Origin of the sequence: Pseudomonas sp. NFACC16-2, assembly GCF_900119205.1 — a bacterium.
Taxonomy (GTDB): Bacteria; Pseudomonadota; Gammaproteobacteria; order Pseudomonadales; family Pseudomonadaceae; genus Aquipseudomonas; species Aquipseudomonas fluorescens_Q.
In genome coordinates this window covers 108,918-132,436 of record NZ_FPIX01000008.1, presented here as the reverse complement: position 1 = coordinate 132,436, position 23,519 = coordinate 108,918, and the positions used below count along the sequence as shown (strand labels likewise).

The window sequence follows — 23,519 nt, the reverse complement described above, 5'->3', positions numbered from 1 at the left end:
GGGGAACAGCTTGGCGTTCCCGATTAGTTACAACCCCTCGTCCAGGACCTTCACCAACATATCTACGAAGAAATCCACGCTCTGACGCGTAGTGACCATCGGCGGTTTGATCTTGAGGATGTTCAGGTAATCGCCGGTCGGTTGCATGAAAATCCCCAACGCTCGCAGGCGGTTGCACAGCGCCGCGGTTTCTTCAGTGGCCGGCTGCAACGTGTCGCGGTCGCGGATCAGTTCCACGCCCAGGTAAAACCCCGAACCATGCACTGCACCGACCAATGGATAGCGGTCGATCAAGGCCTCCAGCCGCGCCTTGAAGTGCCCACCCACCACCCGGGCGTTTTCCCAGAGATGTTCTTCTTCCATGACATCCAGTACCGCCATGCCGATCTGGCAACTGACCGGGCTGCCTCCGGCCGACGAAAAGAAATACCCCTCGGCTTCCAGCGCCTCGGCGATCTCCCGGCGGGTAATGACCGCACCCAATGGCTGGCCGTTGCCCATGCCCTTGGCCATGGTGATGATATCGGGCACCACTCCTTGCTCTTCGAAGCCCCAGAAAAACTCGCCCATGCGCCCGTAACCGACCTGGACTTCGTCGGCGATGCAGACCCCACCGCGCTCGCGCACCATCGCGTAGACCTGCTTCAGGTAACCAGGCGGCAGCGCGATCCCACCGGCGTTGCCGTATACCGGTTCGCAGATGAACCCGGCGAGCTGGCGGTTGTTTTCGGCGATTTTCGCCAGGTTGTGTTCAACGCTGCGCACGTAGTCCGGCGCAGTGTCGGGGCCACGGAATTCGCCGCGATAGATGTTCGGTGCGGTCACCGGATGCACCCAGTCCGGGCGGCTGCTCAAGGCCTGGGGATTATCGGCGATAGACGTCGAGACCGCATCGGCGGCCACCGACCAGCCGTGATAGGCCTCCAATACGCTGAGCATGTCCCGCCCGCCGCTGTAGGCCCAGGCTAGGCGGATCGCCAAGTCGTTGGCCTCGGTGCCGCTGTTGACCAGGAACACCCGGTCCATGTTGGACGGCGCCAACGCCAGCAGGCGTTCGGAAAATTCGGCGATCGCCGCATAGTGGAAACGCGAGTTGGTATTGAGCAGCGACCACTGCCGGGCAGCCACTGCCGCCATGCGTGGATGACCATGGCCCAGCACCGCGACATTGTTGAGCATGTCCAGGTACGAGCGGCCCTGCATGTCGATCAGGTGATTGCGCCAGCCGCGCTCTATGCGCGGCGGATCGACGTAATAGTGCTTCTGCGAACGGGCAAAGCTCGCATCGCGACGGGCCAGCAGCGCCTGGGGATCGATCTCCGGTTCGGCATCGCAAGCCAGTCCCAGCAGCACCGCCGGCGAAGGGCATAGCGCCTGCCAGGCCGCTGTCCTGGAGGGCGTGCAGAACAGCGGAGGATTCACCTGGGCGCCACGGCACAACTGGACCCGCAACGGCCCCGTCACTTCACCCAGCACCTGCCCCTTGACCAGTGCCGCGCCGGAATGCAGCGGCGACGTCACGCCCCACAGCCGCACGCTCAACTGCGCGCTGTCCAGCTGCAACAGGCCGTCGGCAGCCTTGTGCACGACCCCAGCGAACGGGGATTCGAGCGGCGTCCCCCGAGGAACGCTCAACTCCACGTGCAGTGGATAAGTATCGGGTTCGACGGCGCTGTCCGGCCGAGTGCGGGATAACCGGTATTGCCCATAGCGGCTGGCGGCCAGGCCATGAACGCCCGCGGCCTCGCTCAGCAGGCGCTGGTCGATCCCCGGCTGCTCCCAATTGCCGGCCTCGAAATGCGGGCTCAGTACACCCAGGTCAATCAGCGCGAACTCACGCCCCACCAGGGTCGGCAATAGCGGCGCAAAGCCTTCGCTGGCGATGGGCGGCAGGCTGTGGCCGACGGCGGTGAGAATCGCCGCTTCCATCAACTCGAAGGGCACCGAGTGGGCGACCCGGAAAATCTCCCACTCATGGGCCAGGTTGTCGCGGCTGTATTGGTTGTCCGGGTCGATGGAAACCTGCTGTTCACCGCTGAGCACCAGCACCGCGGCGCGCGCCACGATCAATGGCCACAGCGCCAACAGTTCTTCGCGTTGCAAGGGGTTGACCGCCTGGTAGGCCTTGATCGCCGGCAAGATGAAGAATGGATCACCGTCGGCGTGGTGCAGCAGGGCCGCACACGTTACCGACAGGTCCGTGATGCGCCAGGTGCGGATCAGGTCACCGAAATCGATGACACCCTGCAATTGCCATTGGCGCTGGGCATCGCGCTGCCAGACCACGTTGTCATCGGTGATGTCCATGTGGATCGCCTGCACCGGCAGGCTGGCCTTGAGCGGCTGCAAGCGCCGCTCGGCCTGTTGCGCGACCTGGGCGATCAGTTGCCGCCGCTGATCGTCGTCGATGACAGGCAACAGATGATCGACCAGGGCCGGAGCGTGGCGCGCGTCCCATTGCAGGGTGCGCTCCAGGCCTGGGTGGTCGAATGTCGCCAAGGCCAGGTCCATTTCCGCGCACAGGCGGCCCAGGCCGGTCACCAACTCAGGCGGCAGGTGTTTGAGCTGCGTGAGGGACTGGCCGTCGATGTACTCAAGCAGGCGCATATGGATCGCTTGACCGTCGACGTCCAAAGTCAGCAGGTCCTGGCCGTTGCTGGCGGTAATCACCCGCGGCACCTTCACCGCGCTGTGCCCGGCCAACTGCTTGAGGGCAGCGTGTTGGGCCTGAAGTTCCTGGACAGCGTAGTCGCCGTGGCAAATTTTCAACACAAAGCGCCCACGTTCGCTGTCGACGCGGTAATTGAGGTCCTGGTTGCTGCCAAGGGGTCGCAGGTCGCCGCTGAGTCCGTAATTCGAGCGCAGCAGCACCAGCGCTTGCTCGGCGCTGATCTGTGGGCTTGGCAAACTGGCACGGTGAACCAACGTAGCGAGTGGCATACAACGACCCCTGAGGTGGTTTTGTTCGGATGCCTATCACGCCACTGAGCCGGAGGATAAGCAACCCCTCCTGTTCAACAATATGCACAGCTCTCTTGAGAAGCTGTATGGGAAGGTGTGTCCGAGGGGGCGCTTACACCGCTCTCGTCATGCCGGCATGCTATTCTCCTACGCTTTGTTGTCACACGGAAAAAGGCTTATCCGGATGCGCATTCTCATCACTGGCGGTGCCGGCTTCATCGGCTCGGCTCTCATACGGCACTTGATTCTTGATACCGGACACCAAGTCCTGAACCTCGATAAGCTGACCTATGCCGGCAATCTCGAATCACTGAGCAGCATCGATCACGACAGCCGCTACGAATTCGTCCAGGCCGATATCGTCGACCAACCCACCGTCAGTGCGGTGCTGGCGCGATTCAAACCTGACGCCATCATGCATCTGGCGGCCGAGTCCCATGTAGACCGCTCCATCGATGGCCCGGCGGACTTCATCCAGACCAACATCGTAGGCACCTACAGCCTGCTGGAAGCCACTCGAGCCTACTGGCAGGCCCTGCCCGAGCCGCAGAAGCGCGCGTTTCGCTTCCACCACATTTCCACCGACGAAGTGTATGGCGATTTGCACGGTGTGGATGACCTGTTCACCGAGACCACCGCCTATGCCCCAAGCTCACCGTACTCGGCGAGCAAGGCAGCGTCCGACCACCTGGTCCGTGCCTGGCAACGCACCTACGGCTTGCCCGTGCTGTTGACCAACTGCTCCAATAACTACGGGCCGTTTCACTTCCCCGAGAAGCTCATCCCACTGGTGATTCTCAACGCGCTGGCCGGCAAGCCGTTGCCGGTCTATGGCGACGGCCAGCAAGTGCGCGACTGGCTGTTTGTCGAAGATCATGCCCGTGCACTGCTCAAGGTCGTCACCGAAGGCATGGTCGGCGAGACTTACAACATTGGCGGTCACAACGAGCAGAAAAACATCGACGTGGTGCGCAGCATCTGCGCCTTGCTCGAAGAACTGGCGCCACGCAAGCCCGAAGGGATCGAGCACTATGCCGACCTGATCAGCTTCGTCCAGGATCGCCCCGGCCACGACCTGCGCTACGCCATCGACGCCAGCAAGATCGAACGGGAACTGGGCTGGACACCACGGGAAACCTTCGAGACCGGGCTGCGCAAGACTGTGCAGTGGTACCTCGAAAACCTGCTGTGGTGCCAACGTGTCCAGGACGGCAGCTATCAAGGCGAGCGCCTGGGCTCGCTCGACAACAAGGATGCAATGGCATGATGAAAGGCATTGTCCTGGCCGGCGGTTCCGGCACACGCTTGCACCCGATTACCCTCGGGGTTTCCAAGCAACTTTTACCGATTTATGACAAGCCGATGATTTATTACCCGATCTCGGTGCTGATGCTCGCCGGCATCAAGGACATCCTGGTGATTTCCACGCCGCAGGATCTGCCGCAGTACCGCAACCTGTTGGGCGATGGCCATCAGTTTGGCGTGCGGTTCAGCTATGCCGAGCAGCCGTCGCCCGATGGCCTGGCCCAAGCGTTCCTGATTGGCGAACAGTTCATTGGCAGCGACCCGGTGTGCCTGATCCTGGGCGACAACATTTTCCACGGCCAGCATTTTGGTGAACAACTGCAGACCGCCGTCAACCGGCAGAGTGGCGCGACAGTGTTCGGCTACTGGGTCAAGGACCCTGAGCGTTTTGGCGTGATCGACTTCGATACAGAGGGACGGGCGATGTCCATCGAAGAAAAACCCACCGCGCCCAAATCCAGCTACGCGGTGACCGGCCTGTATTTCTACGATAACGACGTGATCAAGATCGCCAAGGCCATCAAGCCGTCCAAACGCGGCGAATTGGAAATCACCGACGTCAACAATGCCTACCTGCAACGCGGCGAACTGCACGTCGAGCGCTTCGGTCGTGGTTTCGCCTGGCTGGACACCGGCACCCACGACAGCCTGCTGGAAGCCTCGCAATACGTGCAGACCATCGAACATCGCCAAGGCCTGAAAGTGGCGTGCCTGGAAGAAATTGCCTACCAGCAAGGTTGGGTCAGCCGCGAGCACGTTCTGGAGCGCGCCCAGTATTTTGGCAAGACCGGCTACGGCCAGTACTTGTTCAAGATCGCCGGAGAAACACGATGAATGTCATCGCCACCCGTTTGCCAGAAGTCTTGATCATCGAACCGAAAGTCTTTGGCGACGACCGGGGGTTTTTCTACGAAAGCTTCAATGCCCGGGCGTTTGCCGAAGCGACTGGCTGCACCCTGCAGTTCGTCCAGGACAACCATTCACGCTCCACCAGGGGCGTGCTGCGGGGCCTGCACTATCAGATCGAACAAACCCAGGGCAAACTCGTGCGCGTCACGGCGGGGGAAGTGCTGGATGTCGCGGTGGACATCCGCCGCAGCTCGCCGACCTTCGGCCAATGGGCCAGCGTACGCCTGTCGGCGCAGAACCACCGGCAGATGTGGGTCCCGCCAGGTTTTGCCCACGGTTTCGTCGTACTGAGCGAATCAGCGGACTTCCTCTACAAGACCACTGATTACTACGCCCCCTCGGCCGAACGCTGCATTCGCTGGGACGATCCGCAGTTGGCCATCGATTGGGAGTTCGAAGGCACGCCGATCCTCTCGGCCAAGGACCTGAATGGCAAAGCCCTGCACGAGGCCGACCTGTTCCCATGAGTGCCCCCTTGCGTATCCTGATCATCGGCCAGAATGGCCAGGTTTCCCGGGCGCTCCAATCGCGCCTGAACGGCCTGGGCGAGTTGACCGTACGCGGCAGCGACCAGCTCGACCTGGCACAACCGGATTCCCTGCGTGCCCCCATCGAAGCCCTCAAGCCCGGCCTGATCATCAATGCCGCCGCCCACACGGCCGTCGATCAGGCCGAAAGTGAACCGGAGCGGGCGTTCGCCATCAATGCCACGGCACCGGGCATCCTGGCCCAGGCAGCGGCTGCGCTGGGCGTCCCGCTGATTCATTACTCCACCGACTACGTCTTCGATGGCCTCAAATCCGCCCCCTACACCGAGGACGACACGCCCAACCCGCTGAGTGTCTACGGACGCAGCAAGCTGGCCGGCGAGAATGCCATCCGCCAGGCTGGCGGTCAGCACCTGATTCTGCGCACCAGTTGGGTGTACTCCACCGAGGGCCGCAACTTCCTGTTGACCATGCAGCGCCTGTTGCAGGAAAAACCGCAGCTGCGGGTGGTCGCCGACCAGATCGGCGCACCGACCTGGGCCGGCACCATTGCCGACAGCACCGCGCAATTGATCGAGCGCTGGCAGGCCGGCCAACCCGGCGCCTGGGGCACCTATCACCTGACAGCCCGGGGCGAGACGTCCTGGTTCGGTTTCGCCCAGGCCATCGGCGAAAACCTGCTTGAGCGGCACAAACCGTGTGCGCAGCTTGAGCCCATTGAATCCAGTGCCTATCCGACTCCGGCCCCGCGGCCACTTAACTCGCGCCTGGATTGCACGCGCCTGCTCAAGGAGTGGGCAGTGAGCCAACCGGACTGGCGAGACGCGTTGCAGCAGTGCCTCGCCGGACAAGCCTAGTACTGCCTTACAAATAGTATTTGCAAGGCAACTAGGCATAATACGCCTGTCACCACAGGCGTCCGAGGCTCATGAATTCCACCCTTCCCCGCAGACCCCGTTGGCGCAGCCTGGCCTTGCTCGCGCTGTGCCTGGCGCCGTTGCTGTGGCCGTTGGAGCACTTGGCCGAACGTTACTACCGCAGCGAACTGGCCGGGCAAAACCGCCAGACCCTGGACCTCTACGTCGCCAACCTGTTGGGCACACTGCACCGTTATGAGGTGCTGCCACAGATTCTCGGCGACCTGCCGGCCTTGCGCGCCGCCTTGTCGGCACCCGACGATGGCGTGACCCAAGGCAATGCCAACCGGCTGCTGAAAAACATCAGCGCCCAGACCGGCGCCGAAGTCATGTACCTGATGGACCCTTCCGGCAAGACCCTGGCCGCGTCGAACTGGGACAAACACGACAGTTTCGTCGGACGCAATTTCGCCTTCCGGCCGTACTTCATCGAAGCTATGGCCGGACACCTGGGCCGCTTCTTCGGCCTCGGCACGACATCGGCCAAACGTGGGTACTTCTTTGCCGCCGCCGTGCGCGACCGCGAAAAAGTCATCGGCGTGCTGGTGGTCAAGGTCGACCTCGACCACACCGAAAGCCTGTGGGGCAAGACTCCCGAACAATTACTGGTGACCGACCACAACGGCGTGGTCATCCTCACGTCGCGACAAGAGTGGCGATTTCGCGCGACCCGGCCCTTGAATGATGCCGAGCGCGAGGCCATCAGTGCAGTACAACCGTATCCGACCCGCGAGCCCAAGCCGCTGAACCTGAACGCCAACGCCTGGCTGACCCAGACCCAGTCCATCGAGGAAACCGGCTGGAGCGTAAGCATTCTCGCCCCGCGCACGCTGATTGATCGTCCGGTGCGCACCGTGGTCGCCATCGGGGGCGCGGCCTTGCTGGTCTTGATGCTGTTGCTCGGGTTGATGATGCAACGCAGGCGCCATTACCTGGATCGAATCGCCTTCGAAGCCAAGGCCCGTCACGAATTGGAAGGCCGGGTGGCCGAGCGCACCAGCGACCTGGAAGGACTGAACCGACGGTTGAAGCAGGAAGTGCTGGAGCGCGAACAGGCTCAGCAAGAGCTGGTCCGTGCCCAGGATGACCTGGTGCAGGCCGGCAAGCTGTCTGCCCTGGGCACCATGTCGGCGAGCATCAGCCACGAACTCAACCAACCGCTGGCAGCGATTCGCAGCTACGCGGAGAACGCCGAGATTTTGCTCGATCACCAACGCACCGAAGATGCCCGGGGCAACCTCAAGCTGATCAGCGAACTGACCGGGCGCATGGCCTCGATCATCGCCCACCTGCGCGCCTTCGCCCGCCGCGACCGACATGCGCCGGAAAGCGTCGCCCTGCAACCGGCGCTGGACGACGCCCTGGCGCTGCTCGCCAAACGTCGGCGCAGCATGGAAGTGGAACTGATCCGCGACTTGCCGGCCGCCACGCTGTGGGTCGAGGCCGGCGAAACCCGCTTGCGCCAGGTACTCGGCAACCTGCTGGCCAACGCCCTTGATGCGCTCACCGAGAAAGGCCCACCGCGCAAACTCTGGCTCAGTGCCCAGGCCACCGAAACCGGCGTCAACTTGTACATCCGCGATAACGGCCCGGGGTTTTGCATGGAAGCTCTGGGCCGCGCCGGCGAGCCTTTCTATACCACCAAGACCCGCACCCAAGGCCTTGGCCTGGGGCTGGCGATCTGCGACACCCTGATGCGCGCCTTCGGCGGCGAACTGTCGTTCGCCAACCACAAGGAAGGTGGCGCCCTGATCACCCTGAAACTGCGCGCCGGAGCCCCCGGGGTGAGCCTGCAACCGTCCGAGGACCGAAGTGTATGACCATCGACAACCGGATTGAGGTGGTGCTGATCGACGACGATCCCCATTTGCGTCAGGCCCTGAGCCAGACCCTCGACCTGGCGGGCCTGAAAATTCTGCCCCTGGCCGAAGCCAAGGGCGTGGCCGGGCAACTGCCCCGTGACTGGCCGGGCGTGGTGGTCAGCGATATTCGCATGCCGGGCATGGATGGCCTCGAACTGCTGGGTGAACTCCACGCCCAGGACTCAGAGCTGCCGGTGCTGCTGATCACCGGCCATGGCGACGTGCCACTGGCGGTGCAGGCAATGCGCGCCGGAGCCTATGACTTCCTGGAAAAACCTTTCGCCAGCGATCATTTGCTCGACAGTGTACGCCGGGCCCTGGCCTTGCGCCGGTTGGTGCTGGACAACCGCAGCCTGCGCCTGGCCCTCAGCGACCGGCATGAACTCAGCGCCCGCCTGGTCGGCCAATCGACTCCGATGCTGCGCCTGCGCGAGCAGATCGGCGCACTGGCGGCCACCCGCGCCGACGTGCTGATCCTCGGTGAAACCGGTGCCGGCAAGGAAGTGGTCGCTCGGGCGCTGCACGACCTTTCGAGCCGGCGTAACGGGCCGTTCGTGGCCATCAACGCCGGGGCCCTGGCCGAGTCGGTGGTGGAAAGCGAACTGTTCGGCCACGAACCCGGCGCTTTTACCGGCGCGCAGAAGCGCCGCATCGGCAAGTTCGAATTCGCCAACGGCGGTACGCTGTTCCTGGATGAAATCGAAAGCATGAGCCTGGATGTCCAGGTCAAATTGCTGCGTCTGCTGCAAGAACGCATGGTGGAGCGCCTGGGGGGCAATCAACAGATTCCGCTGGATATTCGCGTCATCGCCGCCACCAAGGAAGACCTGCGCCAGGCCGCCGACCAAGGTCGTTTTCGCGCCGACCTGTATTACCGCCTGAACGTCGCGCCGCTGCGCATACCGCCCTTGCGTGAACGGGGTGAAGACGTGTTGATGCTGTTTCAGCATTTCGCCGACGAAGCCAGTGCTCGCCACGGGCTGCCGCCCCATGAATTACAACCGGCACAACGGGCGCTGCTGCTGCGCCACAGTTGGCCGGGCAATGTGCGGGAATTGCAGAACGCCGCCGAACGTTTTGCCCTGGGCCTGGAACTGGCCCTGGACAACAGCACGCCCGACGGCAGCCCCGGCGCACCGGTGGAAGTGGTCAGCGGCGGCTTGAGCGAGCAGGTGGAAAACTTCGAGAAAACCCTGATCGCCGCCGAACTGGCCCGGCCTCACAGCTCGGTGCGCAGCCTGGCCGAAGCCTTGGGCATTCCACGCAAGACCTTGCACGACAAGCTACGCAAACATGGGCTGCACTTCGGCGACAGCAGCCATGGTTCGGCCGATGAGTCCGATTGAGTTATCGTCATTTCCCGTTCAAGCAAAAGGCCCCGCAATGAACCGCGACAGTCGTTACCTGGAATCGATCCTGCACCACGATATCCCCTTGACCCGGGACATGGGCCTCAAGGTGCTCGATTGGCAGGCCCGGCAACTGCGCCTGTCGTTGCCGCTTGCAGCCAACGTCAACCACAAGAGCACCATGTTCGGTGGCAGCCTGTATTGCGGCGCGGTGCTCGGCGGCTGGGGCTGGCTGCACCTGGCCCTGCGCGAGGAAGGCATCGAAGACGGGCATATCGTGATTCAGGAAGGGCAGATCAGTTATCCGCTGCCGGTGACCCGCGATGCGACCGTCGTCTGCGATGCGCCCGAGGAAAAGGTCTGGAAACGCTTCCTGGCCACCTATCGGCGCTATGGCCGGGCGCGACTGGCGTTGCAGACGCAAGTGTTGAACACCGGAAGTGAGGACGTGGCAGTGCAGTTCGAGGGGCAGTACGTGTTGCACCGCTGACTTTGGAAAACACCACAAAACCTTGTGGCGAGGGGATTTATCCCCGCTGGGGCGCGAAGCGACCCTGTTTTTTGGGCTGCTGCGCAGCCCAGCGGGGATAAATCCCCTCGCCACAGAGGATCGGAGGTGGCTTAAGAACGGGCCAACTCCAATAACTTGCCCCGCCACGCCGCTTTCGCCGGCAACGCCAGGAACGATGTATTCAACAGCGACTCTCGCGGTGGATAACAGAACGGTTCACCGCTCAAGTCCAACACCTCGCCACCCGCACCTTCCAATACACCCTGGGCGGCAGCGGTGTCCCACTGGGAGGTCGGCGCCAGCCGTGGATAGCAATCCGCCGCGCCTTCGGCCACCAGGCAAAACTTCAACGAACTGCCAATACTGGTCAGTTGCAGCTCACCTAGGCTTGCGCTCAAACCATCCAGCAGGCGTTCCTGCTCCGCGCTGGTGTGCCGACGACTGGCGACCACGGTAAAAGCTTCACCCGCGGCCAGGACGTCACGAACCGCGATAGGCAAAGGCACGCCGCCCTTATCACCACGCCAGGCGCCCAGCCCTGCACCGCCGACGTAAAAGCGCCCATTGGTGGGCATCGACACCACACCGAACACCACACGGCCCTGCTCCACCAACGCGATGTTGACGGTGAACTCCTCGCTGCCGGAAATGAACTCCTTGGTGCCATCCAGCGGGTCTACCAGCCACCAGCGATGCCAGCCGGCGCGCACGCTTTGGGCAATATCGGCGTCTTCTTCGGAGAGGATCGGAATATCCGGGGCCAGCGTCATCAGCCCGGCCACGATCACATCATGAGCGGCCATGTCTGCAGCGGTCACCGGCGACTCGTCGGCCTTGTGGTTGACCTGCACGTTGGCGCGCCAGAACGGCAGGATCGCATCACCGGCCTGGAGCGCCAGCTCGACTACAGGGGCCATCAACGGATGAGGGAAAGTCATGACAGGAACGCTCCACGCTGGGTCAGCAGGTCACGGGCCAGGTACAGCGCTGCCAAGGCCCGGCCCTCCGTGAACTGCGGGTTCTGTGCCAGGGCCGACAGCTCACGCAGGTTGACCTTGTCCACGCGCATCGGCTCGGGCTCGTCACCCTCCAGCCGTTCTTCATACAGATCGGTCGCCAGCACCACCTGGATTTTCTGGCTCATGTAACCGGGGGACAGCGACAGTTCGGTCAGGTGTTCCAATTGACGCGCTCCGAAACCGGCCTCTTCCTTGAGTTCCCGTTCGGCCGCCGCCAGCACATCTTCACCTGGCTCGATCAAGCCCTTGGGCAGGGACAGTTCGTAGGCGTCGGTGCCCCCGCAGTACTCTTCCACTAACACCGCGTGGTCGGCATCGAGCATCGCCACGATCATCACCGCGCCATAGCCCGCCCCCTTGCTCGCCAGACGTTCATAGGTGCGCTCCACACCGTTGGAAAACCGCAATTTCAGTTCTTCCACGCAAAACAGGCGGCTGGTAGCGACGATCTGGCGATCGAGTATGGTGGGTTTCTGGCGCATAAACGGCTCCCTGGGCGATAGCGGGCTACTATACCCGGCCTATTCTGATTGTTTGTGTCGGATATCCGATTACCGCTGGAGAAGTTTTATGGCTTTGCTGCCCTGGCATGAGATCGATACGGTTCTGCTGGACATGGACGGCACCCTGCTGGACCTGCATTACGACAACCATTTCTGGCTCGAACACCTGCCACAGCGCTACGCCGAACTGCATGGCGTGAGCCGGGCGATGGCCGAGATGGAGCTGCAGCCGCTGTTCGAGCGCAACGCCGGCCAGTTGCAATGGTATTGCCTGGATTTCTGGAGCACCGAGCTGAAATTGCCGGTACGCGAACTGAAGTTGGAAACCGCGCACCTGATCGCCTTGCGCCCGGACGCCGATACTTTCCTGGCGGCGATCCAGCGGGCCGGCAAGCGCGTGGTGATGATCACCAACGCCCACCGCGATTCATTGTCCCTGAAGCTGGAACGCATCGAGCTGGCCCCTTACTTCGACCGCCTGATCAGCTCCCACGACTACGGCTTTCCCAAGGAAAACCCGCAATTCTGGGACGCACTGCAAGCCGACTTGAATTTCGACCCGGCCCGCAGCCTGTTCATCGACGACACCCTGCCTGTGTTGCGCAGCGCCCGGGACTTCGGCGTGGCGCACTTGCTGGCCGTGAGCGAGCCGGATAGCCGCAAGGGGCCAAAGGACACGGGGGAGTTTGACGCCTTGGGGGATTATAGGGACTTGATTGCCGGGCTTTGAGGCTGTTGTGGCGAGGGGATTTATCCCCGCTGGGCGCGAAGCGACCCTGTTTTTTGGGGTTGCTACGCAGCCCAGCGGGGATAAATCCCCTCGCCATAGGTAAGGCTATTCGGGAATACGTAGCACCTGCCCCGGATAGATCTTGTCCGGGTGCGACAGCATCGGCTTGTTGGCCTCGAAGATCTTGTTGTACTTGTTCGCGTCGCCGTACGCGGCCTTGGAGATGGCGCTGAGTGTGTCGCCCTTCTTCACGGTCACGAAACGCGCCGCCTGTGCTACCGGGCCAGTCACCGTAATCTGGTCGTCGACACTGCCGACACCGGCGATATTGCCCACCGCCAACAGGATTTTTTCCTTTTCTTCCTGGCTCGCTACTTCACCGGTGACGGTGACTTTGTCGCCGTCGATGGTCGCCTGAACATTCGGATTACCCAGGCCGACCTTTTCAATATGCGCTTTCAGTTGTTCGCTGGCATTGGCATTGCCGGGGGTCAGCAGGTCGATCAGCTTTTCTCCTGCTTCCTTCACAAAGCTAAAAATACTCATGGCACACGCTCCTTGATTTAAGTGTCCAGACGCAAAGACTAGACCAGGCGAGACGAACCCGGTTCCCAACCGACCAATGACCCCGCCACGCGCAAGCGCTAGAATCCGAACCTTCCTGCGCCCTGGAGCGAAGATGGACATCAAGCAGCTGAAATTTCTCATCGCGCTCGACGAAACCCGCCACTTCGGCCAAGCCGCCGCACGTTGCCACATCACCCAGCCGACCCTGTCGATGCGCCTGCGCAGTCTTGAAGAAGAACTTGACCTGCCGCTGGTCAATCGCGGCCAGCGCTTTGAAGGTTTCACCGCGCCGGGGGAACGGGTCCTGGCCTGGGCGCGTACGGTGCTGGCGGCCTATGACGGGCTGCAGGCCGAAGCGGCGGCCTGTCGTGGCAACCTGGTGGGTACGCTGCGCCTGGGCGTGGTGCCGTTGTCGGACTTCGACCCGCTGGCGATGATGCAGCGCTTGCACGCCGAGCACCCCAACCTGCGATTCGAACTGTCGTCCCTGAGCTCCGAACGTATCCTCGAACAGCTGGCGAACAACCGTATCGACCTGGGTATTTCCTACCTGGAACGCCTGGACAACGAGCGCTTCGAAGCCCTGCCCTTCAGCCACACCCGCATGGGCCTGCTCTACGACCAGCGCTATTTCTTTTTCGGCGAACAACCGCTGAGTTGGGAAGCGCTGATCGAGCTGCCCCTGGGCATGCTCACCAGCGGCATGCATTTTCGCCAATCCATCGACCACAACTTCCACAGCCGGGGCCTCACACCTCAACCGCTGTTGCAAACCGACGCAGTGCATCAATTGTTACAAGCTGTGCATGGTGGACTGTGTTGCGCGGTGATGCCCTTGGACAGCGGCCTGAATGTGCTGACCGAAGATTTGCGCATCCAGCCCATCGAAAGCGCGCAGACCTTAGTCCCACTGGGCCTGATCATGCGGCGCGGCGCCCCACGTTCGGCCTTGGCAGAGGCCTGTTTTGCCCTTTACCAGAAATCATCGACAACATCTTGATCGACGTCATCTATTGAGAGATCAGTAATAGCGATTAGACGTGGCAGATTGCCGCATTTAGTCTTAACACTATTCCTACTTTCAGTGATGCCTATGAACGACAAGCCTCCGGTCAGTCCAGCGCCAGCGATGGAAACATCCGCGCCGGCCGCCAGCCAGAGCTATCGCTACTGCAATCTGGACCACTCCCAATCGGACAGCACCGCGCTGGCCGAGGAAGTGGCGCTGGCGATTGCCTATAACGGCATCAGCCAGGCGGTCATGCTCGTCACCCCCACCGACCTTGAAGACTTCATCGTCGGCTTCAGCCTCGGCAGCGGCATCATTGAAGACGCATCGGACATTTATGACCTGCAACTGAGCGGCACGGGTGCTGCGCACCATGCCGAGGTGACCATCGCCAACCGCGCCTTCTGGAACCTCAAGCAGCAACGCCGGCAATTGACGGGCACTAGCGGCTGCGGCTTGTGCGGCGTAGAGGCAGTGGAACAGGCATTGCCAAACCTCAAGGTGCTGCCCGGCGCACCGCTGCCACCCGCCCAATGGCTCGATGGCCTGCGTGACCGCATCAGCCAGTTCCAGCCCCTGGGTCAATACTGCGGCGCAGTCCACGCCGCGTTGTTCATGAACGCCCAAGGCGAATTGCTGCTGGGTCGCGAAGACATCGGCCGACACAACGCCCTCGACAAACTGATCGGCGCGCTGGTCCGGCAGCAGATCCCGGTGGCCGGCGGCGTAGCGATCGTCACCAGCCGTTGCAGCCTCGAACTGATCCAGAAGGTCCTGCGGGCCGGCATCCAGACCCTGGTCAGCCTGTCGTCACCCACGGGCCTTGCGGTGCAGTGGGCCCGCCAACACAACCTCAACCTCATCCACCTGCCACAAAAAAGTGCACCACGGGTCTACAGCCCTGCGATGGAGAAACAAGCGTGAGCAATCATCAACAAGCCGACCAGAAACCCGTACCGCGCTACAAGCCCTACAAGGGCCCGGCCGGTGGCTGGGGAGCGCTGATCAGCGTCGCTCAGGCCTGGTTGACCAGCGACAACGCGCTGAAAAACATCCGCATGATGCTCAAGACCAACCAGAATGGCGGTTTTGACTGCCCAGGCTGTGCCTGGGGTGATTCACCGGAAAGCGGCATGGTCAAGTTCTGCGAGAACGGCGCCAAGGCGGTGAACTGGGAAGCGACCAAGCGCCGCGTCGATGGTGCATTCTTCGCCAAGCATAGCGTGAGCTCGCTGCTGGAGCAGAGCGACTACTGGCTCGAGTACCAGGGTCGCCTGACCGAGCCAATGCGCTACGACGCCGAAACCGACCGCTACAAACCCGTCAGTTGGGAAGCGGCGTTCGACCTGATCGGCAAGCACCTGCAAGGGCTGTCCAGCCCGAACCAGGCCGAGTTCTACACCTCGGGCCGAGCCAGCAACGAAGCGGCCTACTTGTATCAGCTGTTCGTGCGCGCCTATGGCACTAACAACTTCCCCGACTGCTCGAACATGTGCCACGAGGCCAGCGGCGTAGCGCTGTCCCAGAGCGTGGGCGTGGGCAAGGGCACAGTGACCTTCGACGATTTCGAACACGCCGATGCGATTTTCGTCTGGGGCCAGAACCCCGGGACCAACCATCCGCGGATGCTCGAACCACTGCGCGAGGCGGTGAAACGCGGCGCCCAAGTGGTCTGCATCAACCCGCTCAAGGAGCGTGGCCTGGAGCGCTTCCAGCATCCGCAGAACCCGATCGAAATGCTCACCAATGGCAATAAGCCGACCAACACCGCCTATTTCCGCCCGGCCCTGGGTGGCGACATGGCGATCTTGCGCGGCATGGCGAAGTTCCTGCTGCAGTGGGAGCGCGAAGCGCAGAACACTGGCGCTGCGGCGGTGTTCGACCACGCGTTCCTCAATGAGCACAGCACCAACGTGCTGGATTACCTGGCGGCGGTCGACGACACGCCGTGGGAACAGATCGTCGAGCAATCGGGCATGACCCTGGTCGACATCGAGCAAGCGGCGCGCATGTACGCCAAGAGCCAGAACGTGATCATGTGCTGGGCGATGGGTATCACCCAGCACCGTCATTCGGTGGCGACCATCCAGGAAATCGCCAACGTGATGATGCTGCGCGGCAACATCGGCCGGCCAGGCGCAGGCCTGTGTCCGGTACGCGGCCACAGCAACGTCCAGGGTGACCGGACCATGGGCATCAACGAGCGTCCGCCAACGGCGTTTCTCGATTCGCTGGAGCGGCGCTTCCAATTCAAGGTGCCGCGTGAAAACGGCCACAACGTGGTCGAGGCGATCCACGCCATGGCCAACGGTGAGGCGAAAGTGTTCATCGCCCTGGGCGGCAACTTCGCCCAAGCCACGCCGGACAGCCATCGAACGTTCCAGGCCTTGGCCAATTGCGACCTGACGGTGCAGATCAGCACCAAGCTCAACCGCAGCCATCTGGCTCACGGCAAGGAAGCGCTGATCCTGCCGTGCCTGGGCCGCACCGACATCGATCTGCAAACCGAAGGTGCGCAAGCGGTGACCGTGGAAGACTCCTTCAGCATGGTGCATGCGTCCATGGGCCAGCTGCAGCCGCTGTCGAACCAGATGCGCTCCGAACCGTGGATCATCGCCGGCATCGCCGCCGCCACACTGGGTAGCCGTCCGGTGGACTGGAACTGGCTGGTGGCCGACTACAGTCGCATCCGTGACCTGATCGCCGACACCGTACCAGGCTTCAAGGACTTCAACGAAAAGCTGAAGAACCCTGGTGGGTTCTACCTCGGCAATAGCGCCGGTTCTCGGCGCTGGAATACCCCGTCGGGCCGCGCCAACTTCAAGCCCAACCGGTTGCCGACCGATCTTGTGCATGAACGCACCCGGGCCACCGGCCAGTTGCCCGACCTGATCATGCAGTCCATGCGTTCCCACGATCAGTACAACACCACCATCTATGGCCTCGATGACCGCTATCGCGGTGTGAAGGGCCAGCGTGACGTGTTGTTTGCCAACGAAGCGGACATCATTCGCCTGGGCTTCAAGCCGGGGCAGAAAGCCGACATCGTCTCGCTCTGGGATGACGGGCGCGAACGGCGGGTCAAGGGCTTTACCCTGCTGGCATTCGACATTCCGGCCGGGCAGGCTGCGGCTTATTACCCTGAAGTAAACCCGCTGGTGCCACTGGAAAGCACGGGCGACGGCAGCCACACCCCAACGTCGAAATTCGTCGCGATCCGTCTGGAAGCGGCGAGCGAGAATGGACTGATCCTGGCCAAGTCGGCCTGATACAGTATTGTGGCGAGGGAGCTTGCTCCCGCTTGGTTGCGCAGCAACCAGAAAAGGGAGTCGCAGCCCAGCGATACCCCCTCGCTACAGAGTACTTTCCAGCGCCCACAAAAAAGGCCGTTTTCCCTAGAAAACGGCCTGTCCGAAGTAGCTAAAGACCGGCCAATTCGCGTTAAGTTCCGACCGTAAAACAATAACTTAGAGAATTGTGCACAAGTCGTGTTACTCGTCGGATTTCTATTGTAACCAAGCGAAGCCAGCCTCAGGATCGCGCCGTCATCCCTTTGAGGCTCCTCTATGAAGTTCTCCTCCATTCTCTTGTTGTCCCTTAGCCTGGCCAGTGGCATCGCTTCTGCCGGTGGTACTGCCGAAGCAGGTGTGGGCGGCGCATTGGGCGGGGTTTTGGGTTCGGTCGTCGGCCAGTCCCTGGGCGGCAACACCGGCTCCACTATCGGCGCGGCGCTGGGCGGCGCGGGCGGCAGTGCAGTCGGTGCAGACAAACACAGCCGCGGCGAAGCGGCGATCGGCGGCGCGCTGGGCGCAGCCGGCGGTAACGTGGTCGGTCGTAGCGTCGGCGGCACCACTGGCAGCCTGATCGGTGCGGCAGCGGGCGGTGGCGCGGGTGGCGCCCTGGGTAACTACATGGGCAAGGACGATGACGATGATCGTCACTATGACGGTCGCCGTGGTGATCGCCGTTACTACCGTGACGGCCATCCAGGTCGTGGCCATGCCTACGGGCATCGCAAAAAACATCATCGCTACTACCGCGACTAACGGCTGACTGATAACCGCCGTTGAAGATCGCAGCCTCCGGCAGCTCCCAGAGCTGACAGGAGGCTGCGATTTTTTGTTTCAGACCACCAACCGTTCCAAAGCCCCACGCAGCTGGTCCGGAATCGCCACCGGCCGATTCGACGCCCGGTCCACAAATACGTGAACAAAACGCCCCGCCGCACAGGCCTCCTCCTCGCCGACCTTGAACACCGCCAGCTCGTACTGCACGGAACTGCTGCCCAGCTTCCCGACCCGCAGGCCGATTTCAATCCGGTCTGGAAAGGCGATTGAGGCAAAGTAGTCACAGGCCGAACTCACCACGAACCCCACCACCTCTCCGTCATGGATATCCAGACCACCGACTTCGATCAGGTAGGTATTCACTGCGCTATCGAAAAAGCTGTAATAGGTGACGTTATTGACGTGACCGTACACATCGTTGTCGTGCCAGCGCGTGGTAATGGGTTGCAAGTGTCGGTATTCGTTGCGTTGGGGCATCAGGTGTCCTTTACGGTTGTTCAATGATCTTGACGTGGCCCGGTCTCAGGCCTGCGCGAAACCCTTGCCCTGCGCTGCCAGATCGCCAATCAGACGCGCGGGCTTCCACTGGTCGCCCTGCTTCGTTTCGAGCGACAGCAGGCGTGCGTGGATATCCTCCAGCCCCTGCCCGTCGGCCCAGGCCATCGGCCCGCCCTTGTCCGCAGGGAAACCGTAGCCGTTGAGGTAGACCAGATCGATGTCGTGGGCCGACTCGGCAATGCCCTCCTCCAGGATTTTCGCGCCCTCGTTGACCAACGCCAGCAAGCACCGTTCGAGGATTTCCTCCGGGCCAATCTCGCGCCGCTGGAAACCTAGCGCTTCACTGACCCGTAGCACCAGCGCATCGACCTCGACATCATGCTCGGCCTGTCGACTGCCCGGCTCGTAGTGATAATACCCATTGCCGCTTTTCTGGCCGAACCGTCCCAGTTCGCACAGCCGATTGTCTACCTGGACCTCTGGCGCATCCTGGCCTGTTCCTGCCAATTCTCGTGCACGCCACTCCAGGTCGATCCCGACGACGTCGTACATGCGAAACGGCCCCATGGCGAAGCCGAAGCCTTGCAACGCCGCATCGACCTGATGAGGGAACGCCCCCTCGAGCAACATCTTGCGAGCCTCCAACACATAAGGATGAAGCATCCGGTTGCCGATGAATCCATGGCAATTGCCCGATACCACGCTGACCTTGCCCATGCGCTTGCCTAATACCAAGGCCGCGTCCAGCACCGCCTTGGAAGTTTGCGCACCACGAACGACTTCCAACAGTTTCATGATGTGCGCCGGGCTGAAGAAATGCAGGCCCAGCACCTGGGTTGGCCGGCGAGTGGCGGCGGCGATCGCATCGATGTCCAGCGCCGAGGTGTTGCTCGCCAGGATCGCCTCGGGTTTGAGCAAACCGTCCAGTTCACGAAAAATCCTCTGCTTGAGCTCGAGATTCTCGTAGACCGCTTCGATCACCAGGTCCACATTGCGGATCGCCGCGTAATCATCCGCCCGTGTCACTCGGGCAATCCGCGCGTCAGCCTCACCCTGATCGATACGGCCCTGACGCACGCCATGGGCATAGGTCTCGGCCACGGCGACCAGTGCCTGTTCGAGCATCTGCGGATTGTTGTCGACCCACTGCACCGCCACGCCCGCGTTGGCCAGGCACATCACGATGCCCCGGCCCATAGTGCCTGCACCGACCACCGCGGCACGCTGAATATCGAAAGGTGTCTGGCTCATGTTTGCTCTCTTGTTGGCGATCCAAAGACAGCCTTCACCTTAGTCAGCCGCCGAATGTTTTTGAAATTTATTCGTGTGATGCAAGGCATTCAGCGGATGGATGCAGTTCACAGGTGCACTTGAGCCCAATGGCGAACCTCTGCGTACGGATACTCCTCCAGTGCGGCATATCCACGGATCTTTCGCGCCTTCAACCGGGTGAACAACGGCACGCTGATCCCGCACAGAAACCGGGTCAAGCGCTCGGCGGAAGGTGGGTTGCCGGTGTGCTCCTCATGCCTGTGGATAAAGTCACCGCACAGCGTCTCGAAGTTTTTATCCACAAGTGCCGGCAACGACGGCGGTTCCGGCAATTGAGCGACCTGTCCGTGGCACACCGAGCAATGACCGCACTGCTGCGGCGCGTTGTCATCGCCGAAATACTGCGCCAATCGATAACCGAGGCAACGGTCGGTGGCGAACAACTCGAGCATGGCATGGATCCGCGCGATTTCACCGCGTTCATGCCGGGTGAAATAAGCATGCAGTTCGGCGCCCAAGACCTGCGTATCCATATTCGTCTCCAGCACGCTGTACACCTCGGTCATCTGCTTGCTTTCCAGCTCGATCCAGCCCTTCTCCTGGAAGTAATCCAGTGCCTTGACCACGCGACTGCGTTCAGCGTGATACTGCTGGTACATCCCGTCGAAATTCACCGTGGCCCAGGTCCGGGCGCGACTGGAGGTCTGGATGATGGCCGAGACGAAATCCCTTCGCTCGCCTTCGAAGCGCTCCAGCAATTCTTGTGGCTCAGTCAGGAACTTGAAGCGGTACTCCGCGAAATAGGCATAACGCGGCGCGATCAGCCGGCGCAGTTCCAGCTGGACCAGCAGCGTCTTGAGCGGCAATTGCCGGATGTTGCTCTGGTCCGCCAGGGGGCCCAGCAAAAACTCCCATTGCCCATCGGGCGCGGCGGCCTTCAGCTCATCGAGCACACAACGAATGCCCTCCAACTCAGGAGTATCGCCATAGACAAAGTTCTCCAGCACGTTGAGGCTGTCGCGGTTGGCCAGTACCAGGCAATCGGACGGTTGCCCGTCCCGCCCGGCCCGGCCAATCTCCTGACTGTAGTTTTCGATGGATTTGGGCAAGTCGAAATGCACCACGTTGCGGATATCGCTCTTGTCGATGCCCATGCCGAACGCAATGGTCGCGACGATGCAATTGGACTGCCCGCCCATGAACCGCCGCTGGATGGCTTCGCGTTGTTCGTGGGGCAAACCGGCGTGATAGGCCTCGGCCCCGATGCCGTGCTGGGTCAGGTGTTCGGCGATCTGCTCGGCGGTTCGCTGCAAGGTGACGTAGACGATGCTCGGTTGCCCGGGACGTTCGCCCAGCCATTGCACCAACCGTGCGCGCTTGTGCGCACCGCGCACGGGTTCGACCAGCAAGTTGAGGTTGGGCCGATAGAAACCGGTCGTCACCACATCCTCGGCGGCGATGGCGAACTTCGCCTGCATGTCGACGATGACCTTGGGTGTCGCGGTGGCCGTCAACAGCAACACTTGGGGAATGTGGAACTGGCGCTGATAATCGGGAAGCTTGAGGTAGTCCGGACGAAAGTTATGCCCCCACTCTGAAATACAGTGGGCCTCGTCCACCACCAGCAACGAGATCGGCACCTGCTGCAGAAAGTTGCGAAAGCGCTCGTTCTTCAGCCGCTCCACGGAAATCATCAGGATCTTCAACTCGCTCGAACGGGCCCGCGCCATGGCGTCGTTGGCGTCGTCACGGCTCTGGGCCGAATCGATACTGGCCGACGCGATGCCGTGGCGTTGCAGGAACGCCAACTGATCCTGCATCAGCGCCAGCAATGGTGAAACCACCAGGGTCAGGTGCGGCAACAGCAGGGCTGGCAACTGATAACACAGGGACTTGCCGGAACCGGTGGGAAAAATGGCCGCCGCCGACCGACCGGCCAGGACTGCGCTGATGGCCGTTTCCTGACCGGGGCGAAACTGTGGATAACCGAAAACCTGTTCCAGGGTGCTGTGCATAAGCGGTCGCTCCTTTGACTGCTGCGAGACCCAAAGCCTAGCGGTACAGCGCAGCGCGTCGAGAAAAGGTCGGGGTAAAAAACGATACCGGATGATACAGCCTCAACGTCCGATTGCTTTGCCACGAGGTGATACAAATCCGGGCACTTTGATGCCTCGTTCCCCCTCCGTTTGCGGGTTAAGGTGCGCCGTCAACTCATGAGCAAGGCCAGGAAGCCTGACGCTCAAGACTCTATTCAAGGATCGAACCATGCCACACCTGTTTCCCGTGCTACGCGCCCTGGCGATAGCATCCGCTTCACTGCTGGTCGGCTGCCTGACCATCGCTGAACCCTCCGGCGTGGAACCGGCCGTGTTCGAAACACCGGAGTATCACGCTCAGCGGGGCCTTGCCGTCGTCAAGGCTTCGGCGTTATACGCCCGTGGCGGCACCGGACAGGATGTGGTGGTCGCATTGATCGATTCGGGGCTCGACACCCACCTGAAGGAGTTCGAAGGCCGGCTGAGCGATCCCGGATTCGATTACGTCGAAAACCGTCCAGGCACGATTGACCGCATCGGCCACGGTACGCAAATGGCCGGCATACTCGCCGCCAACAAAGACGACCAGGGCATGCATGGCATCGCGTTCAATGCTCGGTTGATCCCCTTTCGTTTCGGCGACGACAACGAGCCGTTTTTCTTCGACAGCGAAATCGCACAATCCTGGCAAAGCGGCTTCGACAAGGGCGCCCGCCTGTTCAACAACTCGTGGGCCAACGCCATCCCCGCCACCGAAATCAATGAGGCGCGTTACAACCAGGTCATGCCCGACTCCCTGGCCGTTGCTCGAAGACTGGTCGCGGACGGCGCCGTGTTCGTCTTCCCGACAGGTAACGAACTCAAGCGTGAGCCTTTGGCCGAACCGGGGCTGCCGGTGACCTTGCCTGAACTGGAAAAAGGGTGGCTCGCGGTGGTTGCGCTGAAAAACGACGGCAGCGCGATCAATGGCAAATCCAACTATTGCGGCGTTGCAGCCGCCTGGTGCATCGCCGTACCTGGCGGCGACTCCGGGGCGCAGGCAGGCTTGCTCACGGTGGGCAAGGAGGGTCGTTACGTGCAAACCGCCGGCACGTCTCCAGCCGCAGCCTTGGTCAGCGGCGCACTGGCTGCGCTGCAGAGCCTCTACCCGCAACTCAGCCCGCAGCAGGTACGCGAGCATCTGCTGGCGACAGCCAACCGCACGGGCACCTATGCCAACAGTGAGGCCTATGGCCGGGGGTTGATGGACCTTGAGGCGGCCTCACGACGAGTCCCCACCCCCATGGCGGATTAAAATACTGCACCATCGACGTGGAACTCGCTTCCACCACTGGGTTTTTCATCAGCTCTTGTAACGGCGAGATGACTAGCCTGTCGGAAATGGCCTGCCGCATCCTAAGCCGTCCCTACAGCGAGTTTGTAGGATCAGTCAGACAGTGAATGGGAAATGAAGACGGGTTAGCTAGCCCTGGAGCAAGCATTTCATCCAAGCGTCAGACGCTGGTAAACGTCCTAC

20 protein-coding genes are annotated in these 23,519 nt (G+C 61.8%); 13 read left to right on the top strand and 7 right to left on the bottom strand.

Annotated features, from left to right (window positions below; all coding sequences use genetic code 11):
* Nucleotides 1–27: 27 nt before the first annotated feature.
* Nucleotides 28–2,940, bottom strand: coding sequence for an aminotransferase (locus BT116_RS09735; RefSeq protein WP_072342781.1), 2,913 nt, complete (start codon nucleotides 2,938–2,940; stop codon nucleotides 28–30).
* Nucleotides 2,941–3,145: 205 nt separating this feature from the next.
* Here BT116_RS09735 and rfbB point away from each other — a divergent pair, with 205 nt between their 5' ends.
* From rfbB to BT116_RS09700, 7 genes are all read left to right on the top strand, one after another.
* Nucleotides 3,146–4,228: a dTDP-glucose 4,6-dehydratase gene (rfbB, locus tag BT116_RS09730; protein WP_072342779.1), complete on the top strand. Its 1,083-nt coding sequence runs from the start codon at nucleotides 3,146–3,148 to the stop codon at nucleotides 4,226–4,228.
* Complete coding sequence (rfbA, locus tag BT116_RS09725) at nucleotides 4,225–5,100, top strand: glucose-1-phosphate thymidylyltransferase RfbA (protein WP_072342776.1); 876 nt, start codon at nucleotides 4,225–4,227, stop codon at nucleotides 5,098–5,100. The genes rfbB and rfbA overlap by 4 nt, the downstream gene beginning before the upstream one ends.
* Nucleotides 5,097–5,642 carry a dTDP-4-dehydrorhamnose 3,5-epimerase gene (rfbC, locus tag BT116_RS09720; protein WP_072342773.1) on the top strand — a complete coding sequence of 182 codons (546 nt, stop codon included), beginning with the start codon at nucleotides 5,097–5,099 and terminating at the stop codon, nucleotides 5,640–5,642. The genes rfbA and rfbC overlap by 4 nt, the downstream gene beginning before the upstream one ends.
* Nucleotides 5,639–6,520, top strand: a complete 882-nt coding sequence (gene rfbD / locus BT116_RS09715; RefSeq protein WP_072342770.1) for a dTDP-4-dehydrorhamnose reductase — start codon at nucleotides 5,639–5,641, stop codon at nucleotides 6,518–6,520. Before rfbC ends, rfbD begins: the two co-directional genes overlap by 4 nt.
* 71 nt (nucleotides 6,521–6,591) lie before the next feature.
* Nucleotides 6,592–8,400: a sensor histidine kinase gene (locus tag BT116_RS09710; protein WP_072342767.1), complete on the top strand. Its 1,809-nt coding sequence runs from the start codon at nucleotides 6,592–6,594 to the stop codon at nucleotides 8,398–8,400.
* Complete coding sequence (locus BT116_RS09705) at nucleotides 8,397–9,788, top strand: sigma-54-dependent transcriptional regulator (protein ID WP_072342764.1); 1,392 nt, start codon at nucleotides 8,397–8,399, stop codon at nucleotides 9,786–9,788. Before BT116_RS09710 ends, BT116_RS09705 begins: the two co-directional genes overlap by 4 nt.
* Nucleotides 9,789–9,825: 37 nt before the next feature.
* A complete protein-coding gene (locus BT116_RS09700) occupies nucleotides 9,826–10,281 on the top strand; it encodes a YiiD C-terminal domain-containing protein (RefSeq protein WP_072342761.1) in 456 nt (151 codons plus the stop codon).
* A 131-nt stretch (nucleotides 10,282–10,412) separates the two neighbouring features.
* On the opposite strand, the gene cysQ is transcribed toward BT116_RS09700, so the two are convergent.
* Nucleotides 10,413–11,240 (bottom strand): 3'(2'),5'-bisphosphate nucleotidase CysQ, encoded by an 828-nt coding sequence (gene cysQ, locus BT116_RS09695; RefSeq protein ID WP_072342758.1) that lies wholly within the window; start codon nucleotides 11,238–11,240, stop codon nucleotides 10,413–10,415.
* Nucleotides 11,237–11,803 (bottom strand): ADP compounds hydrolase NudE, encoded by a 567-nt coding sequence (nudE, locus tag BT116_RS09690; protein WP_003196729.1) that lies wholly within the window; start codon nucleotides 11,801–11,803, stop codon nucleotides 11,237–11,239. The genes cysQ and nudE overlap by 4 nt, the downstream gene beginning before the upstream one ends.
* 88 nt (nucleotides 11,804–11,891) lie before the next feature.
* On the opposite strand from nudE, the gene yrfG reads away from it, so the two are divergent.
* The gene (gene yrfG / locus BT116_RS09685) at nucleotides 11,892–12,554 is read left to right on the top strand and encodes a GMP/IMP nucleotidase (RefSeq protein ID WP_014336052.1); all 663 of its coding nucleotides are present in this window, start codon (nucleotides 11,892–11,894) and stop codon (nucleotides 12,552–12,554) included.
* Between the two features lie 105 nt (nucleotides 12,555–12,659).
* On the opposite strand, the gene lysM is transcribed toward yrfG, so the two are convergent.
* Nucleotides 12,660–13,100: a peptidoglycan-binding protein LysM gene (gene lysM / locus BT116_RS09680; protein WP_072342755.1), complete on the bottom strand. Its 441-nt coding sequence runs from the start codon at nucleotides 13,098–13,100 to the stop codon at nucleotides 12,660–12,662.
* Nucleotides 13,101–13,233: 133 nt separating this feature from the next.
* On the opposite strand from lysM, the gene BT116_RS09675 reads away from it, so the two are divergent.
* The 4 genes from BT116_RS09675 (at nucleotide 13,234) to BT116_RS09660 (ending at nucleotide 18,176) form a co-directional block, all read left to right on the top strand.
* A complete protein-coding gene (locus BT116_RS09675; protein ID WP_063323406.1) occupies nucleotides 13,234–14,121 on the top strand; it encodes a LysR family transcriptional regulator in 888 nt (295 codons plus the stop codon).
* A gap of 93 nt (nucleotides 14,122–14,214) precedes the next feature.
* Nucleotides 14,215–15,054, top strand: coding sequence for a formate dehydrogenase accessory sulfurtransferase FdhD (gene fdhD, locus BT116_RS09670; RefSeq protein WP_072342752.1), 840 nt, complete (start codon nucleotides 14,215–14,217; stop codon nucleotides 15,052–15,054).
* Nucleotides 15,051–17,399: an FdhF/YdeP family oxidoreductase gene (locus BT116_RS09665; protein ID WP_072342749.1), complete on the top strand. Its 2,349-nt coding sequence runs from the start codon at nucleotides 15,051–15,053 to the stop codon at nucleotides 17,397–17,399. Before fdhD ends, BT116_RS09665 begins: the two co-directional genes overlap by 4 nt.
* Nucleotides 17,400–17,696: 297 nt before the next feature.
* A complete protein-coding gene (locus BT116_RS09660; RefSeq protein ID WP_058544959.1) occupies nucleotides 17,697–18,176 on the top strand; it encodes a glycine zipper domain-containing protein in 480 nt (159 codons plus the stop codon).
* Nucleotides 18,177–18,254: 78 nt separating this feature from the next.
* Here the strand turns inward: BT116_RS09660 and BT116_RS09655 are convergent, their stop codons facing one another.
* The 3 genes from BT116_RS09655 to BT116_RS09645 all read right to left on the bottom strand — a co-directional run bounded on the left by BT116_RS09655 (nucleotide 18,255) and on the right by BT116_RS09645 (nucleotide 21,982).
* Nucleotides 18,255–18,674, bottom strand: a complete 420-nt coding sequence (locus tag BT116_RS09655) for an acyl-CoA thioesterase (RefSeq protein WP_072342746.1) — start codon at nucleotides 18,672–18,674, stop codon at nucleotides 18,255–18,257.
* 45 nt (nucleotides 18,675–18,719) lie between these two features.
* Nucleotides 18,720–19,946, bottom strand: coding sequence for a 3-hydroxyacyl-CoA dehydrogenase (locus tag BT116_RS09650; RefSeq protein ID WP_072342743.1), 1,227 nt, complete (start codon nucleotides 19,944–19,946; stop codon nucleotides 18,720–18,722).
* A 107-nt stretch (nucleotides 19,947–20,053) separates the two neighbouring features.
* Entirely contained in the window at nucleotides 20,054–21,982 is a 1,929-nt protein-coding gene (locus BT116_RS09645) for a RecQ family ATP-dependent DNA helicase (RefSeq protein ID WP_072342740.1), read from the bottom strand.
* Between the two features lie 250 nt (nucleotides 21,983–22,232).
* Here BT116_RS09645 and BT116_RS09640 point away from each other — a divergent pair, with 250 nt between their 5' ends.
* Nucleotides 22,233–23,297: a S8 family peptidase gene (locus BT116_RS09640; protein ID WP_072342737.1), complete on the top strand. Its 1,065-nt coding sequence runs from the start codon at nucleotides 22,233–22,235 to the stop codon at nucleotides 23,295–23,297.
* Nucleotides 23,298–23,519: the final 222 nt, after the last annotated feature.